Consider the following 17,051-nt stretch of genomic DNA (forward strand, 5'->3'; position numbering starts at 1 on the left):
CATGTCTGGCAGCATCAGCGATAGGAATAACCGTGGCTGTGGCGAACCAGTTTGCGTGCGCGTGGGATGTAACGGCTGGCGACAGTCGCCTGCGCGCCGATGACGGCGTAACGCGGCTCGAACAGCTGCTTCAGTTGCGAGACGTCGCCATTGGAATCCGTCGCTTCAAGATCGGAATCGATGACGTCGAATATGGTGAAATCAGCACGGGCACCCACCGAAAGGCGGTTTTGCATATCGAGCTTGATGACCTCTGCCGGGGCGTGGGTGACGGCATTGACCACCTTGTTGAAGGGCATGCCGACAGACATGAGCTTCGACATCGTCGTTGCCAGATCCCAGACAGGGAAGTTCATGGAATGGCCATGAAGATCGGTGGAGATGGAATGCGGTAGCAAACCACGGGCGATAGCGGCTTCCGCCACCTTGAACGAAAACGACGCGCCGCCATGGCCGATATCAAGCCGCACGCCTTCGGACGCGCAACGTTCAGCGAGATTGAACAGGTCCTCGTCTTCCATGATCGATGAACCCGCCTTGCCATTGAAGCAGTGGGTTACGACATCGCCGGGGCCGAGAATTTCCAGCACTTCATCGTAAAGCGCAGGTGGTTCGCCCACATGCACCATCATTGGTATTTTCAGGATTTTCGCAATTTTCTTGCCGAGCTTGACGGGTGTAACGCCCCAGGAGCCGGTGATAACGTGGCTGGCACGTACCTTCAGGCCAACAATATGTTCGCTGTTTTCGGCGTAGCATTCAATAATGCGATCGAGGTCGATGTCTCTGATATCGCGCAGTTCCGCCACACGATTGCAGGCGACGAGGCCGATGGAACCGAGATTGAGAAACGCCTTGATCCGTTCCTTCGAGGGCTCGATGATATATTCCCGGAAACCATGGAAATTGGCCTCACCAGCAGAGCCTGCATCGACAAGCGTGGTAACGCCGCGCTCAGCACCACATTCTGACGGGCGGATCGAAATATCGGTGCCACCGTGCCAGATGTGCACGTGCAGATCCACCCAGCCCGGAGAAATCCAGGCGCCCTTGCCATCGACGCGCACGGCATCTGCAGGAGCGGCGACCGACTGACCGATGGCGGCGATCTTGCCGTCGCCTCCCACCAGAATATCGATCGTGCCTGTCTGTGCGGTTTCGCCAAAAGCCATGGGCTTGACGTTGGTGAGGAGGAGCGGTTTCGCGTTTTCCCCGGTCATATTATAAATCCCTTCGCAGTCTTGGATCGAGCATGTCCCGCAGTCCGTCGCCAACCATTTGCAGCGACAGAACGGAAAGAATGATGGCAAAGCCGGGGAAATAGGTCATCCAGTCGGCCTGTCCGATATATTGGCGGCCGCTGGCGATCATGGTTCCCCAGGTTGGAATTTCCGGGCTGACACCGAGCCCGAGAAAGGAAAGACCAGCTTCGGCCAGCATTGCGCTGGCAAACAGGAAGGTGGCTTGAACAAGGATCGGCGAAAGCAGATTGCGCAAGACATGCCGCGTCATGATGTGGAACGTGGAAATGCCGAGCGCTTGCGCAGCCTCCACGTAAGGCAGTTCACGAATAACCAGCGTCGAAGCGCGCACGATGCGGGCAAGACGCGGGGCATAAACAATCGACAATGCGATGATAACGGTGGTGAGAGATGGACCGAGTGCGGCCACCAGCGCGATGGCAAGGAGAATATCGGGGAATGCCATCATCGCATCAATAAGGCGGGCAATCGGCGTGTCGAGCCGTTTGAAGAAACCTGCGAGCAAACCCAGCGTCACGCCGATTGATGCAGACAGCAGGACAACCGACGCTCCGATCAGCAGGGACAGGCGGGCCGAATAAATGGTTCGCGAGAAGACATCCCGTCCGAATTCGTCCGTGCCGAACCAGAATATCTCGCTTGGCGGCTTCAGCCGGTTGACGATGGAAAGCTTGGATGGCGAGTAAGGCGCAATCCACGGCGCCAACGCCGCCAGAAGAACGAAGACAACCAGAATGATCAGACCAAAAGCCACGGTCTTGCGTTTAATGAACCGCCGCAGGAATTTTGAGCCTTCACTGGCGGCGGGCTTCGGCGTGTTTACTGCAATGTCAGCCATCAATATGTCCCCTCAATACCGTACGCGGGGATCGATAGCCAAATAGAGCATGTCGATCGCGAAATTGATGAGAACATAGAGCGCGGCAATGACCAGCAGAGCTCCCTGAATGACCGGATAATCCCGTCGAAGCACCGCCGAAACCACCAGACTGCCAACGCCGGGAAGACCAAACACTGTCTCGGTCACGACAGCACCCGAAATCAAGACGGCAGCGGTCAGGCCGATGACGGTGAGGATCGGGATCAGCGCATTTTTCAGCGCATGCTTGAGAATGACGCGGCGTTCTATCAGCCCTTTAGCCCGGGCCGTGCGAATATAGTCGTCGCCGAGAACATCAAGCATGGAGGCGCGTGTAAAGCGCAGGATGAGCGCTGAAGAGACGATGCCCAGCGCAAAAGCGGGAAGCGTCAGATGATACATGCGCTCCATGAAGCTGGAGCCCGGACCACCATAACCGGACACCGGGAACATATTGAGCCGCACGGCAAAGAACTGCATGAGAATGAGGCCAAGCCAGAAACTGGGAATACTGGCGGCCAGCATCGCGACGGTCGTCGCGGCCTGATCCACGAAGGAGCCACGGCGATAGGCCGCGTAAATACCGATGGGCAACGCTATCACGCAGGCAATGAGAAGCGAAAACAGCGTGAGAAAAAAGGTCGGCTCCGCACGCGCCATCAGCGCAGACGTAACCGGCATGTTGAGGAAGATCGACTGGCCGAGATCACCCTTCAGCATCTGGCCGATATAGATGAGATATTGAACGACAAGCGACTGATCCAGCCCCAGCCGCATGCGCAGGTCGGCGATATCCTGCGCCGATGCGTCCGGGCCGAGCATGACGGCAGCCGGATCACCGGGCGTGACGCGCACGATGACGAAGACGATGGTCACGACGAGAAACATCACGACGATCATGCCGAACAGGCGCTGGAGAATATAACGGATCATATATGTCTCTCTTCATGCTCCAAGTCAGAACCTTTTTCGAAACCGGAGCCGCCGTAAGGCAGCATCCGGCGCATCGAAAAAACGTTACTTCTTGATCGAAGCATTCCAGAAATACGGCCATGGGGCCGGGTCAACGCCCTCAACCTTCTTCGCCTTCGCGGTCAGGCCGTTGAAATCGCCGATCTTCATGTAGGGAATTTCCGCATACATGGCTTTTTGAACATCGGCCCAAAGAGCAATCCGCTTTTGTGGATCGGACTCGGCGGAAAATGCCTCGACTGTCTGCTTCCGCAGCGGTGTGTCCCACCAACCAGGCGATGACGGAGCAAGCGAACCAATCAATGCCGGTTCCGGCAGGAACGGGCTATGGGTAATGTAGATATCCCAAAGAGCCTTGTCGGCGCGGCGTTGGGTGAGCGTCGCCCAATCCACCACCTGAAGATCGACTTTGAAACCGGCAAGCTTCAGGTACTCCGCAGCAACCTGCGCCATCTTGTAGTGGAACTCATACTGGCGGCTCGTCAGAATGCGGATCGGTTTCGAGCCATCATAACCGGCAGCCTTTGCGGACGCGGCTGCGCCCTCGGGGTCAGCAACGTTATAATTACCCTCGACACCCGCATCTGTGTTCCAGACATAATTCTTGGGGTAGATATCACCATCCAGAGCATAGAAATCCGTGCTGCCGAAGGCTGCCGCCATCATGTCTTCCATGCTGAGAGCTTGGCGAATGGCTTTGCGGATAGCGACATCCTTGGCGACACCTTCCGCCGTGTTGAACACGAAGACGGGATAACCGAAAGGTTTCAGGACGACGGGTTCGGTGGCGGAGGAAGATTTCACCTTGTCGAAGGATTCGACCGGTAGACTGTCAATGTAGTCGTACTGCCCGGAAACGGCAGCCTCGACGCGGGTATTGGCGTCTGGCACCGGAACGAACCGGATTTCATCGAGATACTGGTGGCGTGCACCACCATAACCGTTACTGTCTCCCGAACGCGACGTGTAACCGTCGAAACGGGCGAGCTGGATATACTGGTCTGCCTTACGCTCTTTCAGCATATAGGGACCCGTGCCGATGAACTCCTTCATCGGCTCGTCCTGCNTTTCCGATGGCAGAACGATCGCAGCCGAATTGTTGAACGCAAGCAGCGACACCAAGGGAGCGTAGGGTTGTTTGAGCGTGATCGTTACCGTCGACGGGTCAGTTGCCTCGATCNTTTCAATGAACGACGCCGCCTGCTTTCCGCGTGACGCAACCTTCATCCAACGATTGAGCGACGCCACGACATCATCGGAGGCCATGTCCGAGCCGTCATGAAATTTGATGCCGGACCGCAACTTGATCGCATAGGTTTTGCCATCTGCGGTGATATCCGGCAGGCTTTCGGCAAGCAGCGGCGTCGGCTTCCAGTCCTTGTCGAATGTGTAAAGCGTCTCGAAAATGTGCTGCGTAACAATCCCGACCAAATCGGCGGTCGATGCCATGGGGTCAAGTGTCGGTGGCTCACCAATCGTGGCGACGTTGATCACACCACCCNTTTCCTGAGCGGAAAGGAGTGACGGTGCTGCAACGAGGGCGGTGGCAATCAGAAATGCTAGCTTGAGTCTCATACAAAGCTCCCGGTTTTCGTTTGTTCCATTATTATGTTATTTAAGACTTTATAACAGAATATCGAAATGACCGGGGGTGTCAATCGTGTTAATGACGAGATTGAAATGTAACCGATGCCGTTCAGGATTGCTCCACTTCCAATCTGGCGGGCTTATCTTAGTCTGGTCGGATAAGGCATCGCATTGGGCGTGCCGAGGCCCTGACTTATGAAGACACTTCATCCCCTCATCCTGACGGCCAAAATCGCGGATGCAGACCTTCAACCCTTTGATGACCTGCGCCAGAAACACTTTCCACCAGATCGAAATTTCCTGCGTGCTCACCTGACGATGTTTCACCGGTTGCCAGGGGAATACATCGATAAGATTATTGAGGATCTTCAGGACGTTGCGGAGGTTCACTCAGCAACAGCTGAGGTCAGCGGCATCCGACATCTTGGGGCAGGTGTCGCGTTCACGATTACCAGTCCTGAGCTTCTGGAGATACATTTGCGTCTGAAACAGGTCTGGAGGCCATGGCTGGGTGGACAGGACATGCAAAAATGGCAGCCGCATATCACGATCCAGAACAAGGTTTCACGAACGACCGCTGATGCGACTTACCAGAAGCTTGCTGCCGAATTTCGACCTCACTCCATCGAGATTGTTGGTCTTGATCTCTGGCGATACATGGGTGGCCCGTGGGAGCATAACACCTCCCAAGCCTTCAGGCCTTGGCTCGACCGCTGACCGCCAAATCCGATCAGCCTAAATTCGATTAGCGCGCCATAGCGATGACAGCACCGTTTGACGGTTGGCGGATGATATCCATCGGAACATCGTAAATACGCTGTAGTTCGCCAGGACTCATGAGATCGTCGGGTGTGCCGTGAGCGACCAAGTGGCCAGAATGAAGGGCGATGATCTCATCACNAAACCGCGCTGCCATATTGATATCGTGCAGCACCATTATGATGCTGATACCCTTCTTGCGGCACAAATCCGCTGTCAGGCTAAGGACTTCCAGTTGATGTCTAATGTCGAGCGCCGAGATGGGCTCATCAAGCAAAAGGCAACTCGCATCCTGCGCAACCAGCATTGCAAGCCATACCCGCTGCCGCTCGCCACCCGACAAACTATCGACCATGCGATCTGAAAATTTACCGATACCGGTCAACTCAATGGCTTCTTCCACTTTGAGGTGATCGTCTTCGCCAAAACGGCCAAGCGCCCCGTGCCATGGGTAACGACCAAGTGCAACCAGTTCCTTGACCAGCATGCCGGGCGCCGCAGGTGTCCGTTGCGGCATGTAGGCCAGCCGACGCGCAAAGTCTCGGTTTCCCCATTCGCTCAACGGCTTGCCCTCGAACGTAATCTGACCACCGGTCGGAGCCTGCTGACGCCCGATCAGTTTGAGAAGTGTCGATTTTCCCGACCCGTTATGGCCAATCAGCGCGATCGACCGACCAGAACCGAGTTCCAATGTCAAAGGATGTAGCAGCGTGCGACCTTCAACGGCAAAGCTCACATCTGAAAGAGACAGCAGTGGTGCAACAACATCTGTCGATCTTTGCTGAGCATTCAAGAGCATTTCGATTTCCACATGTCTGCATTAAACGGAGGACCTGCCGGATGTTTGGCCAATTTATCATCGACCGTCAACACCACCAGTGTGCACAGCCAACCAGCGTCATGACTTGATATTCGGTATCAAGACACGGCCTTCTTGAACGCTCATAAAAAACTTGATAATTAGATGAAACTTTTACTTCGTTTCAGGTTTCGAGAATGATGTTTCAGCCGAGAATGCATAATAAGATAGAAGGCTTCTCCGTTCTCGGTGGCCTTCGTCGGCGATATTGGAATGGAATTACTGCGGATCTCTGGGACGTGGAGTGCGCGAGTTATGCCGGTGGTTACTACGTCGCGCGCGATCCGCGCCTATTCANTTTATTGGACCACAGGGGCGCAGGCAGACCAACTGTGAAACGCACGGCTGGCGAAAAGGGAATGTCACAAGACAGCAATCTCAGCCCGATCTCTTACATACCTGCCGACGTGGAGTTATGGGTCGATATCAGGGATGTTCAATATGTCCGCCATCTCGACATCCATTTCGATGTGGATGCCATGAACCGTCGCCTAGGTGATGACCTCGATCCACAACGGTTGAGAGAGCCCAGATTATCCTTCACCGATAGTCGGATCGTCACGCTGTCCCAATTGATCGCGACCGAAATTGCCAACCCCGAACCGCTGCATGATCTTTACGGCGATGGGCTGGCGCTTTCGCTTTTGATCGACGTCCTGAAACTCGGCAAAACGGAGCCCCGTAGACGGGGGGCGCTTGCTCCCTGGCAATTGCGCCGTGCAAAAAACTTCATCGAAGAACATTGCCTGCGCAACATTCGGCTCGAAGAACTGGCAGCCATTACCGGCCTGTCGCAATCGCATTTCAGCCATTCCTTCAAAGCTGCCACCGGCATGGCTCCGCACGAGTGGCAGATGAGTGCGAGGCTTGATCGTGCCAAGCATTTACTGAAATCCGGTGGCTATATGCTGACGACGATTGCCGCGGAGACCGGTTTTGCAGACCACGCCCATTTCAGCCGCACATTCCGCAAATATGTGGGCGTTACGCCGTCACAATGGNAAAAGTCACACATTGAATAAATGTGTGAGCAAATGCGCGTTGGCGTGAGATTTGCCCAAAATCATTCAAGTGCCGCGCATAGCGGCAAGCGGCAGATTTAAAATTGATTTATCCACTCATCTTATTGGGCATCGGCGCGAGTGGGGCGTGAAATGAAGAAATCGATCAAATCTCCCTTGATCAGGGTAGGCTTATGGGCGGGCGTAGCAGCATTGGGACTGAACGCCGGATGGGCGCTTGCGCAAAGCACGAATGAAGACGGAAGCACCGTGCTTGAGCCCATAATCGTTCAGAGTAACGGAGAGCAAGGCGGTACGGGGCCAGTAAAGGGTTACGTTGCCAAGCAGACCACCACAGGTTCAAAGACCGCGACGCCACTGAAAGAAATTCCGCAGTCGGTCTCTGTCGTAGGACGCGAGGAACTCGAAGACCGTGGCGTCGTGGACAAGGTTGATCAAGCCCTGCTCTATACGCCGGGTGTTTTCGCACAGCCCTATGGCTCAGATCCTGACACAGACTGGATATACGTGCGTGGCTTCAACGCCAGCCAAACAGGCCTGTTTCTGGACAATATGGCACTCACCAGCCACGCCTTCGGAAACTTTCAAGTCGATCCGTTTATGCTTGAGCGCGTCGAAGTTTTGAAGGGCCCGGCTTCGGTTCTCTTGGGTGGCGCAAATGCCGGTGGCGTCATCAATATGGTGCGCAAACGTCCAAGTGATGAGCCTTACGCCTATACGGAAGTTGGTATCGACAATAACGGCAACGGTTTTCTCGGCTTCGACGCTTCCGGCAAGGTATCGGACAATGAGGGGATCGACTACCGCGTGACGGGAAAGCTTGCTGGCGGCAATGGCTATTCGGATGAGCAAAAAGACATCCGTGGCATTTTCATGCCGCAAGTGACATTTCAGCCCGATGACAATACAAGTCTGAACATCTGGGCTTATGTCAGCCATCTTGACCAGACGCACACATCCAACGGCCTTCTGCCCTATTCCGGTACGGTCGTTGCCAACCCTTTCTTCGGTAAGATCGACCGCGACGCATATTTCGGAAATGCAGATTTCGATATCGGGCGATCTACACAAGCAATGGTGGGTTACGAATTCCAGCATGAATTCGACGAAGGCTGGAAATTCACGCAGAACCTGCGTTACGGGTATCTCGACAAGCGTGAACGGCAGTTATATCCGTTTGACTATGCCGACCAGACCGACGCTGACGTGCTAATGTACGCCGACGACGTCCGGTCGAAGGCAAACTCCTTCAATGTCGATAACCGCATTGNAAACCAGTTTGATGTCGCAGGCATCAATCATAAAGTTATGATAGGCTTGGATTACCGCAACTACCGTCTCGACAATAACCAGTTGGCGACACCGTTCGGTTTTTATCCTAACCCGGTTAACCCTAACGACCTACCGTATAGTTTTCCTATACCTCCACTGACACCATCTACACACCAGATTTACTCCATCAATCAGGTTGGTATATATGCGCAGGACCAGATCAAGTTCGGCAATGGCTGGATCGCTACCCTGAATGGTCGCTTCGACTATCTGGACAGTGAAGTTGACGATCGCCTGGGAACAGGAGACTACTCACTGAGTGAGACGGCCTGGAGTGGCCGTGCGGGTCTGGCCTATGAATTTGATAATGGGCTCACCCCCTATGCAAGCGTTTCAACGTTCTTCAGCCCACTTGTCGGCACAAGTGCTGACGGAGCGTTGAAGCCTGAAGAGGGCGAGCAATACGAAGCGGGTGTCAAATACGAACCAAACTGGCTCGATGGTGTGCTCACGGCGTCTCTATTCCAGATCGACAAACAAAACTATACCGTCTCCACTCCCACTTTTGTCAGCAGACAGCTTGGTGAGGTTCGATCGCGTGGGATTGAAATCGAAGGCAAGATCAATTTGAATGAGAACTGGAAGACAATCGCATCGGCATCCTATACCGATCTCGAATTTACCNAAAACCCGAGTGATCCGAGCTTGCAGGGCAAGACGCCTCTGCTGGTACCAAACTCCCAGGCTTCACTCTGGTTGGATTATACGGTGACCGATGGTGCCTTTGAAGGGTTCGGTCTTGGCGCAGGCGCACGTTATCGCGGCAAGTCATGGGCTGACGACGCCAATAATTTCCGTGTCCCGGACGCCGTCGTTTTCGATGCGGGTATTCGGTATGAAAAGAACGGTTGGAAGACTTCGCTCAACGTCACTAATCTGTTTGACAAGGAATATGTTGCAGGCTGCAATACGACGATCTTCTGCGGTTATGGTGAGGCACGCACCGCAACCTTGAAAATCAGCAAGGTCTGGTAAGTCGATCATCTCACATAAGTACGCGAGGAAGCTTTGAGGGGATGGCCAGACAAGGCCATCCNTTTCACATCACCGGAGACTAAAACTGAAATCGCAGGCTCATATCTCCCGCAGAGNTTTTTTGGCAGGTGCCGGCACTTTGGCTGCCTCTCTTCCTGCCTTTGCACAGGAGCCTAGCCGCACTTCCCGTCCCAAAACCGCAACCCTTGACTGGGCTCTTCTCGAAACGCTTCTCGCCCTCGGCGCAAACGTCGTTGCCGCACCTGAGTTGCACCAATTCCGCGAGGTCGCGGTCGAGCCTGTGTTGCCGCAAACCGTTACCGATCTTGGCCTGCGTGGTCTTCCCAATCTGGAAACGTTGTCCTTTGCGAAACCGGACATGATCTTCAACTCGAATTTCTACGCCTGGGCCGATCCGCTGCTGGCAGGCATCGCACCGACGTATAACCTCGGCATCTACCTTCCCGGCGAAGACCCTTATCTAATGGCAGAGAGGGCAACGCTCGCGATAAGCGAACATCTCGAAACCGGGCCGGAAGCGCAAGCCTATATCGCGGCGACCACCAGTCGGCTGGATGAACTGCGATTAAAGCTGGCCAAGGGCGATGGAAGAGCAATATTGCCCATCAATCTGGGTGATGCCCGGCATTACCGCGTCTTTGGCAATGACAGCATGTTTGGCTGCGCGTTGAAGCGGCTTGGCATCGAGAATGCATGGAAGGGTGCTACGGCCTACTCCGCGACAGCTCCGATGGGCATCGAAACACTTGCTTCGATGCCCGATGCGTGGATCGTCATGATCCCGCCTCACCCGCTCGATGCACTGGCGACGCTTGACCATAGTGCATTCTGGAATGCTCTGCCTGCCGTGCGGGNAAAGCGGGTTATCACGCTTGGTTCGATCAATCCTTACGGCGCGCTGCCTGCGGCTGGGCGCTTTGCCGAGGAGCTTGCGAAAGGTCTGTCCTATGCCTGGAACGGTTAGTGCTGCCTCCCGTAAGGCCAGCAGCAACCGTGCCGTTATCTCGGTTTTTTCGGTTTGCCTCGCCTGTATGGCTATGCTGGCACTGCTTATCTGGACGCGCCCCACGGTGCCGGGTGATCCCGCCATCGCAGCGGGCCTCGGTGATATTTTGCTGTGGAACAGCATGCTCCCCCGTATGGTCATCGCGCTCCTTGCGGGGGCGGCGTTGGGGTTGGCCGGGGCATTGCTGCAGCAGGTCTTGCGCAACCCTATTGCCGATGCATCAACGCTGGGTATCGCGGCGGGTGCTGAGCTTGCGCTGGTGGCAGGCCTTAGTCTATCGCCGCTGCTTGCCGGATTTTCCCGCGAAATCGTCGCTTTCGCGGGCGGACTGGCCGCCGTTTCTCTGGTTCTTGCCTTATCCTGGCGACAGGCTTTCGACCCGGTAACGGTTGCGGTTTCCGGTTTGATCGTCAGCATGATCACCGCTTCGCTCACCATCACGCTCATTCTGGCACGGGGCGAATACGCAATATCGGTCAGCATATGGGGCGCGGGATCGCTCAGCCAACAGGATTGGCAGGGCGTCATTTCTCTGGCACCCCGGCTTGGCTTTGGTGCCATCTTGGCCTTCGTCCTCGTTCGTCCGCTCAATGTGCTGGCGCTGGATGATGCAAGCGCCAAAAGCCTGGGGCTTTCTCTCGTCTGGCTTCGATTGGCGATTTTGCTTCTGGCCGTCTGGTTGGCTGCATCCGTAACCGCCACGGTCGGCGTCATCGGCTTTCTCGGACTTGCCGCCCCTGCTCTCGCAAAGCTCTGGGGTGCGAGGACGACTGGCCAGGTGTTGATCGCCGCTCCGCTTACCGGTGCAGCGTTACTCTTCCTGACGGATGGCACAAGCCAATTGCTGGGAACCGGATTTTCAGATCTTGCACCGGCGGGTGCAGCCACCGCGCTGATGGGTGGACCCATTCTCTTGTTTCTGCTGCCCCGGCTACACGCTATTGCTCCCGTCACCGCGTCTGCTGCTCCAACGGGATTGCGGCTTACAAGACCAACTCTATGCCTTGCTTTGATAGCTGCAATGATCGTCATATTCGGGCTTGCAGCACTCATCATCGGCCCGTCACCAACCGGCCTACGGTTTTCATTCGGCCCAGCCCTCTGGGAACTTCTACCTTTCCGTTTGCCACGTATTTTAGCTGCCAGTGGCGCTGGCGCCCTTCTGGGCGCGGCGGGTTTTATCATGCAACGTGTAACGGGTAACCCGATAGCAAGCCCCGAAGTCCTTGGTGTCTCGGCGGGCGGAGGAGCGGGCCTCGCAGCCACCCTCTATATCGTCGGCTCACCATCGCCGACGGTCATGCTGATTGGAATGTCGCTTGGCGCACTGACCGTGTTCTCGATCATGATCGCAATCACAGCCGCCCGAGAACTTTCCGCCGAACGTCTTCTTTTGACAGGCATCGCGATGAGTGCAATCTCGATGGCCATCGTTACCATCGTGCTGGCACAGGGCGACATGCAGTCCTTCATTCTCTTGATGTGGATGGCGGGGTCGACAAATCGGGCCGGCAATTTCGAGGCCGTGACGGCACTAATCGCGCTTGCACTGTTCGCCGCACCACTTCTATTCATGAAGAGCTGGCTCACCATTCTGCCGCTTGGTACGGTCGTATCGAGAAGCGTTGGTCTCAGCCTCACATCTTCACGACTTGCGCTTTCGGTACTCGCTGCACTTATGACCGCTGTGGCCTCCTTCCTCGTGGGACCGCTGAGTCTTGCCGGGCTCGTGGCGCCGCATCTTGCACGGCTCATAGGTCTAAGTGGCGCGCGCCATCAGCTCATTGCGTCGCTCCTGATAGGCTCAGCTTTGCTCGTTGGAGCTGACTGGTTATCAAGGGCCGTCATCTATCCCTATCAGGTACCGGTAGGGGNTTTTACGGCTCTGATCGGTGGCCCATACCTCCTCTGGCTTATCGCACGTATGGAAAAGCGATCGTGATCACACACCTATCGCTGTCACGGCTGCAAGCCCGCGCACCGTGCCGTGTTGCGAATATGTGCTTCCATTTCAGCGCGGGCCAAAGACCCATCATTCGACCTTAACGCCGCAATGATGCGGCGGTGTTCGGCAATGGATTGCCGCATTCTTTCCGGGTCAGTGATGGGGATTGGCTGGCGCTGTGTCTCGGTGACCTGATCCCGAACGGTCTGATAAAGCGCCTTCAGCATGGTGTTGGAGCAGGCAGATACGATGGTGCCATGGAACTCCAGATCGGCGTCGACATTGGCAAGCAGGTCCTGATTGGCCCAGCAATCCTCCATCGTCTTGGTCGCTTTCTCCATCTTCTCCAACTGAGTCTGAGACAATCGCCCTGCCGAAAGTCGGGCGATCTCACCTTCCAGCAGGATGCGGGTCTGGAAAACATCGAATACGGAATAGCTCTCCGAATAACGCCACGGTGCCATATGCCCCGCTTGCCCAGCCGTTCCATCGGTAGCGGCGACAAATGTTCCACGGCCCGCCTCAGTTTTCAGCAAACCCAAGGTTTCCAAGGTCAGCAACGCTTCACGAAGGGATGCCCGGCTGATGCCGAATTTCTGGGAGAACTCGCGCTGGGATGGTATCTTCTCGCCTGCTTTCAATTGCCCGGCCTGAATCATGGCCTGGATTTCGCGGGCGACCGATTGTGGCACAAGCGTTTTGTTGAGCATTCGATCCCTGTTTTCCTAAAGCCGCTCCGGCTCTTTCGATATATTTTTCAAGAAGCATCTTGCAAAGTACAAAAGCAAATGCTTGTTTGGTCGGACTGGTCTGACCAGTTAGACCAACGTAGATTGGCTTACGACATAAAACAAGGGGTTCTCGAATGCATCACGTTTCGCGCATCAAAAGCACACTTCTCGCCGGGCTGGTTTCAGCGCTCGGCGTGTTCAACGTTCAGGCGGCCGATCTGACGGTCGGCGCCAATATCGGCAACGTCCCATGGGAATTCGAAGATGCCAGCGGCAAGGTCACCGGCTTCGAGGTCGATCTCGTCAACGAGATCGCCAAGCGCCTCGGCAAGTCGGTCGAGTTCGTCAACACACCGTTCAACGGTCTGTTTCCAGCCGTCCAGTCTGGTCGCATCAATATGGCGATTTCCTCGATCACCATCACTGAAAAGCGCCTGGCATCCGTTAGCTTCGCCCAGCCCTATTACGACAGCGACCAGTCGTTGACGGTGACAGCGGCCTCCGGCATCACCGGCCTCAAGGGCATGAGCGGCAAGGTCGTCGGCGTCGATACGGGATCGACCGGCGATATGTGGGCAGAAGCCCATAAGGCCGAATACAAGCTGGGCGAAATCCGCAAGTTCGAAGGCTTGCAGCCCGCCATGCTCGATCTCGTTGCGGGTCGCGTTGATGGCTATATTTCCGACATTCCGGCCCTGCTGTATTACGCCAAAGACAAGCCGGAACTGAAGGTGGTCGAGCGTATCCCGACCGGGGAGAAATACTCGATCATGTTCAACAAGGGTGATCCACTGGCCGCCGAGGTCAATGAGGTCATCACCACGCTGAAGGGCGAAGGCTTCATCGCCAAGCTGCACGAGACATGGTTCGGCGCAAAGGCCGAGGACACGACATCGACCGTTGCCGTTCTCGACATGCCGAAGGCCAAGTAAGGCTTGAACCGCATCCGGCGGGACCAATCGCGTCCTGCCGGATTGCCAAGGGAGCCTATCGGCATGAACCTCATCAATACCTTCTTCAATGTTCCCGTCTTTCTCAACAGCCTGCCGCAATTGCTTTGGGGCCTGATGGTCACGCTTCAAATCGGCATCACCAGCATCATTTGCGGTCTGGTCGGTGGTCTGTTTCTGGCGGTGGCACGTCTATATGCGCCTGCATTCTTCAAACTGCTGATCCGCGGCTATATCGACATTTTCCGGTCGATCCCGCTGCTCGTGCTGTTGATCGTCGTCTACTACGCGCTGCCCTTCGTCGGCATCCGGCTGTCGCCATTTCTGTCTGCCGTCACCGCCCTGTCGCTGGTCTCTGCCGCCTATACCGCTGAAATCTTTCGTGCAGGCATCGAAGCTGTTCCGCATGGTCAGTTCGAGGCTTCCGCAGCTCTTGGCCTCTCCAACCGCAACACGATGGTCGATATCATTCTGCCGCAGGCGGTGCGCATCGTCATTCCGCCGCTGACCAACAATTGCGTCAACGTCATGAAGGACACGGCTCTCGCCTCTGTGGTCGCCATGCCGGACCTGTTGAAACAGGCAACGCAAACGCAGGCGTTGAACGCAAACCCAACGCCGCTGATCGGCGCCGCACTCATCTATATTGCGTTGCTCTGGCCGATGGTCGCCATCGTGGCACGTCTTGAAAAACACTTTAGCCGGGGTAAACGGTAATGGAAAAGACGGCCGCTCCTCTCATTTCCATCCGTGGGCTGACCAAAGCCTATGGCACCTTTACCGTTTTGCACGGCATCGATCTCGATGTGGCCGAAGGCGAAGTTGTGTGCGTCATAGGCCCTTCCGGGTCCGGCAAATCGACGCTCATTCGCTGCATCAACCACTTGGAAGCCTTTTCCGCTGACAGTACCATCACCGTGGATGGCATTCGCGTTGCGCCCGGTCCGGCGCTTGCGAAGGTGCGTGCCGAAGTCGGCATGGTGTTCCAGTCCTTCAATCTGTTTCCGCATATGACGGNTTTGAAAAACGTCATGATAGCGCCCATGCGGGTGCGAAAAACGCCCGAAGCTGAGGCGCAACGGAAAGCCCGCGAGCTTCTGGCCCGCGTCGGCATTTCGGAGCAGGCAGAGAAATTCCCCGGCCATCTCTCAGGTGGCCAGCAGCAGCGCGTGGCCATTGCCCGCGCGCTGGCGATGGAGCCGCGCGTTCTGCTGTTCGATGAACCGACATCCGCGCTTGATCCCGAAATGGTCGGCGAGGTGCTGGATGTCATGCGAAAGCTGGCTGGCACCGGCGTGACCATGGTGATCGTGACACACGAGATGGGTTTCGCCCGACAGGTCGCAGACCGCGTCATCTTCATGGATGGCGGCAAGCTGGTGGAGTCAGGCACGCCGACAGAGATTTTCGATAATCCACAAGAGGCCAGAACGCGCGGTTTCCTCCGCGCCGTCCTCAATCATTGAATAAAAGACCATTCGGGAGACACCAGGGATGACCACCACTTCACCGCTTAACCTCGACTATGTGCGCAGCCAGTTTCCGGGCCTGTCACGCGGCTGGACCTATTTCGACAATGCCGGTGGATCGCAAATCCTCAAGGGCGCGCTGGAGCGCATCAATACCTTTCTGATCGAGAAAAACGTGCAGATCGGCGGTTCTTACGAGGTGTCGCAAAGTGCAGCTAGCGCGCTTTATGAAGCGCGGACCGCCGCCATGCATCTGGTCAATGCGTCGCGCCCTGAAGAAATCGTCTTCGGCAGCTCCACCACGGCATTGCTGCAAAACCTTGCCCGCGCCATGCAGAGCCAACTGTCTACAGGTGATGAAATCATCGTCACTGTCAGCGACCACGAATCCAACATCGGTCCTTGGGATCGGTTGCAGGATGCGGGCATCACGCTCAAATTCTGGCCGCTCAACAAGGAAACACTGACGCTCGATCTGGCCGACCTCGAACCGCTGATGAGCGAGCGCACCAAGATGGTCTGCGTCACCCATGTCTCCAATATTCTCGGCTCGATCAACCCTGTCCGCGAGATCGCCGATTTCGTGCATGCGCGTGGCGCAAAGATTTGCGTCGATGCCGTTGCCTACGCCCCACACCGCGCCGTCGATGTGCAGGCGTTCGACGTCGATTATTACGTCTTCAGTCTCTACAAGACCTATGGTCCGCATTATGCGCTGATGTATGGCAAGTACGACCTGCTGCTAGAACTCGATACGCTTTACCATTATTTCTACGGCAAGGACAAAGTGCCGGGCAAGCTGGAACCGGGCAACCCCAACTACGAGCTGGCCTATTCCACCTGCGGCATCGTCGATTACCTGACCACACTCGGTGAGCAGGCTGGCGAGACTGGCACGGTGCGCCAGAAAATCGAGGCCGCCTTTTCAGCCATCACAGCGCAGGAAAACCTTTTGACCGAACGGCTGCTGAGCTACCTGCGGTCGCGCAACGATTGCTGGATCATCGGGCAGGTTTCCAACCATGATGAAACCCGCGTGCCCACGATTGCCTTCCGCTTCGATGGCCGCGAGGCAGGAGAGCTTTGCAAGGCAATGGATGGCGAAAAGATTGCCATGCGGTTTGGTGATTTCCACTCCCGTCGCCTTGCCGAATATCTCGAACTGACCGACCATGGCGGCATGCTGCGGGTTTCCATGGTGCATTACAACACGCTGGAAGAGGTTGATCGCTTCACCGCAGCGCTCGATCGGATTCTATCTGGCGATGCGGGATTTGCGAAAGCAAGCTGAGCTGTGAACGA

Annotated in this window: 15 protein-coding genes; 9 read left to right on the forward strand and 6 right to left on the reverse strand. The window is 55.9% G+C overall.

Annotated elements, in window-relative coordinates; translation table 11 throughout:
* Window positions 1-14: 14 nt before the first annotated feature.
* The 4 genes from CUC55_RS14085 to CUC55_RS14100 all read right to left on the reverse strand — a co-directional run bounded on the left by CUC55_RS14085 (window position 15) and on the right by CUC55_RS14100 (window position 4,668).
* On the reverse strand, window positions 15-1,220 hold the full coding sequence (locus CUC55_RS14085) for an amidohydrolase/deacetylase family metallohydrolase (RefSeq protein WP_067646533.1): 1,206 nt from the start codon (window positions 1,218-1,220) through the stop codon (window positions 15-17).
* Window position 1,221: 1 nt separating this feature from the next.
* Window positions 1,222-2,100 (reverse strand): ABC transporter permease, encoded by an 879-nt coding sequence (locus CUC55_RS14090; RefSeq protein WP_067646536.1) that lies wholly within the window; start codon window positions 2,098-2,100, stop codon window positions 1,222-1,224.
* A gap of 12 nt (window positions 2,101-2,112) precedes the next feature.
* Window positions 2,113-3,054 carry an ABC transporter permease gene (locus tag CUC55_RS14095; protein WP_067646540.1) on the reverse strand — a complete coding sequence of 314 codons (942 nt, stop codon included), beginning with the start codon at window positions 3,052-3,054 and terminating at the stop codon, window positions 2,113-2,115.
* An 84-nt stretch (window positions 3,055-3,138) separates the two neighbouring features.
* Window positions 3,139-4,668: an ABC transporter substrate-binding protein gene (locus tag CUC55_RS14100; RefSeq protein WP_103088272.1), complete on the reverse strand. Its 1,530-nt coding sequence runs from the start codon at window positions 4,666-4,668 to the stop codon at window positions 3,139-3,141.
* Between the two features lie 207 nt (window positions 4,669-4,875).
* Here CUC55_RS14100 and CUC55_RS14105 point away from each other — a divergent pair, with 207 nt between their 5' ends.
* The gene (locus CUC55_RS14105) at window positions 4,876-5,397 is read left to right on the forward strand and encodes a 2'-5' RNA ligase family protein (RefSeq protein ID WP_067646546.1); all 522 of its coding nucleotides are present in this window, start codon (window positions 4,876-4,878) and stop codon (window positions 5,395-5,397) included.
* 28 nt (window positions 5,398-5,425) lie between these two features.
* Here the strand turns inward: CUC55_RS14105 and CUC55_RS14110 are convergent, their stop codons facing one another.
* Window positions 5,426-6,238, reverse strand: a complete 813-nt coding sequence (locus CUC55_RS14110) for an ATP-binding cassette domain-containing protein (RefSeq protein ID WP_103088273.1) — start codon at window positions 6,236-6,238, stop codon at window positions 5,426-5,428.
* A gap of 197 nt (window positions 6,239-6,435) precedes the next feature.
* On the opposite strand from CUC55_RS14110, the gene CUC55_RS14115 reads away from it, so the two are divergent.
* From CUC55_RS14115 to fhuB, 4 genes are all read left to right on the forward strand, one after another.
* Entirely contained in the window at window positions 6,436-7,320 is an 885-nt protein-coding gene (locus tag CUC55_RS14115) for a helix-turn-helix domain-containing protein (protein WP_103088274.1), read from the forward strand.
* A 132-nt stretch (window positions 7,321-7,452) separates the two neighbouring features.
* The gene (locus CUC55_RS14120; RefSeq protein ID WP_103088275.1) at window positions 7,453-9,627 is read left to right on the forward strand and encodes a TonB-dependent siderophore receptor; all 2,175 of its coding nucleotides are present in this window, start codon (window positions 7,453-7,455) and stop codon (window positions 9,625-9,627) included.
* Between the two features lie 85 nt (window positions 9,628-9,712).
* Complete coding sequence (locus CUC55_RS14125; RefSeq protein ID WP_103088276.1) at window positions 9,713-10,612, forward strand: ABC transporter substrate-binding protein; 900 nt, start codon at window positions 9,713-9,715, stop codon at window positions 10,610-10,612.
* Window positions 10,596-12,596, forward strand: a complete 2,001-nt coding sequence (gene fhuB, locus CUC55_RS14130; protein WP_103088277.1) for a Fe(3+)-hydroxamate ABC transporter permease FhuB — start codon at window positions 10,596-10,598, stop codon at window positions 12,594-12,596. Before CUC55_RS14125 ends, fhuB begins: the two co-directional genes overlap by 17 nt.
* 17 nt (window positions 12,597-12,613) lie before the next feature.
* Here fhuB and CUC55_RS14135 read toward each other — a convergent pair whose 3' ends face one another.
* Window positions 12,614-13,309, reverse strand: coding sequence for a FadR/GntR family transcriptional regulator (locus CUC55_RS14135; protein ID WP_067646563.1), 696 nt, complete (start codon window positions 13,307-13,309; stop codon window positions 12,614-12,616).
* Between the two features lie 155 nt (window positions 13,310-13,464).
* On the opposite strand from CUC55_RS14135, the gene CUC55_RS14140 reads away from it, so the two are divergent.
* The 4 genes from CUC55_RS14140 to CUC55_RS14155 all read left to right on the forward strand — a co-directional run bounded on the left by CUC55_RS14140 (window position 13,465) and on the right by CUC55_RS14155 (window position 17,040).
* Entirely contained in the window at window positions 13,465-14,262 is a 798-nt protein-coding gene (locus CUC55_RS14140; RefSeq protein ID WP_067646566.1) for an ABC transporter substrate-binding protein, read from the forward strand.
* A gap of 63 nt (window positions 14,263-14,325) precedes the next feature.
* Window positions 14,326-14,997 (forward strand): amino acid ABC transporter permease, encoded by a 672-nt coding sequence (locus CUC55_RS14145; protein WP_067646569.1) that lies wholly within the window; start codon window positions 14,326-14,328, stop codon window positions 14,995-14,997.
* Complete coding sequence (locus CUC55_RS14150) at window positions 14,997-15,746, forward strand: amino acid ABC transporter ATP-binding protein (RefSeq protein WP_103088278.1); 750 nt, start codon at window positions 14,997-14,999, stop codon at window positions 15,744-15,746. The genes CUC55_RS14145 and CUC55_RS14150 overlap by 1 nt, the downstream gene beginning before the upstream one ends.
* A 28-nt stretch (window positions 15,747-15,774) precedes the next feature.
* Window positions 15,775-17,040, forward strand: a complete 1,266-nt coding sequence (locus CUC55_RS14155) for a cysteine desulfurase-like protein (RefSeq protein ID WP_067646577.1) — start codon at window positions 15,775-15,777, stop codon at window positions 17,038-17,040.
* The last annotated feature ends 11 nt before the right edge of the window (window positions 17,041-17,051 follow it).

The sequence above is a fragment of the Agrobacterium bohemicum genome, assembly GCF_002896715.1.
In the GTDB taxonomy this organism is placed as follows: Bacteria; Pseudomonadota; Alphaproteobacteria; order Rhizobiales; family Rhizobiaceae; genus Agrobacterium; species Agrobacterium bohemicum.

What these genes read in the sequence shown, in the direction of transcription:
- CUC55_RS14095 (WP_067646540.1), bottom strand. Translation starts at nt 3,054, where the DNA reads ATGATCCGTTATATTCTCCAGCGCCTGTTCGGCATGATCGTCGTGATG.
- CUC55_RS14090 (WP_067646536.1), bottom strand. Translation starts at nt 2,100, where the DNA reads ATGGCTGACATTGCAGTAAACACGCCGAAGCCCGCCGCCAGTGAAGGC.
- CUC55_RS14105 (WP_067646546.1), top strand. Translation starts at nt 4,876, where the DNA reads ATGAAGACACTTCATCCCCTCATCCTGACGGCCAAAATCGCGGATGCA.
- CUC55_RS14140 (WP_067646566.1), top strand. Translation starts at nt 13,465, where the DNA reads ATGCATCACGTTTCGCGCATCAAAAGCACACTTCTCGCCGGGCTGGTT.
- CUC55_RS14145 (WP_067646569.1), top strand. Translation starts at nt 14,326, where the DNA reads ATGAACCTCATCAATACCTTCTTCAATGTTCCCGTCTTTCTCAACAGC.
- CUC55_RS14135 (WP_067646563.1), bottom strand. Translation starts at nt 13,309, where the DNA reads ATGCTCAACAAAACGCTTGTGCCACAATCGGTCGCCCGCGAAATCCAG.
- CUC55_RS14085 (WP_067646533.1), bottom strand. Translation starts at nt 1,220, where the DNA reads ATGACCGGGGAAAACGCGAAACCGCTCCTCCTCACCAACGTCAAGCCC.
- CUC55_RS14155 (WP_067646577.1), top strand. Translation starts at nt 15,775, where the DNA reads ATGACCACCACTTCACCGCTTAACCTCGACTATGTGCGCAGCCAGTTT.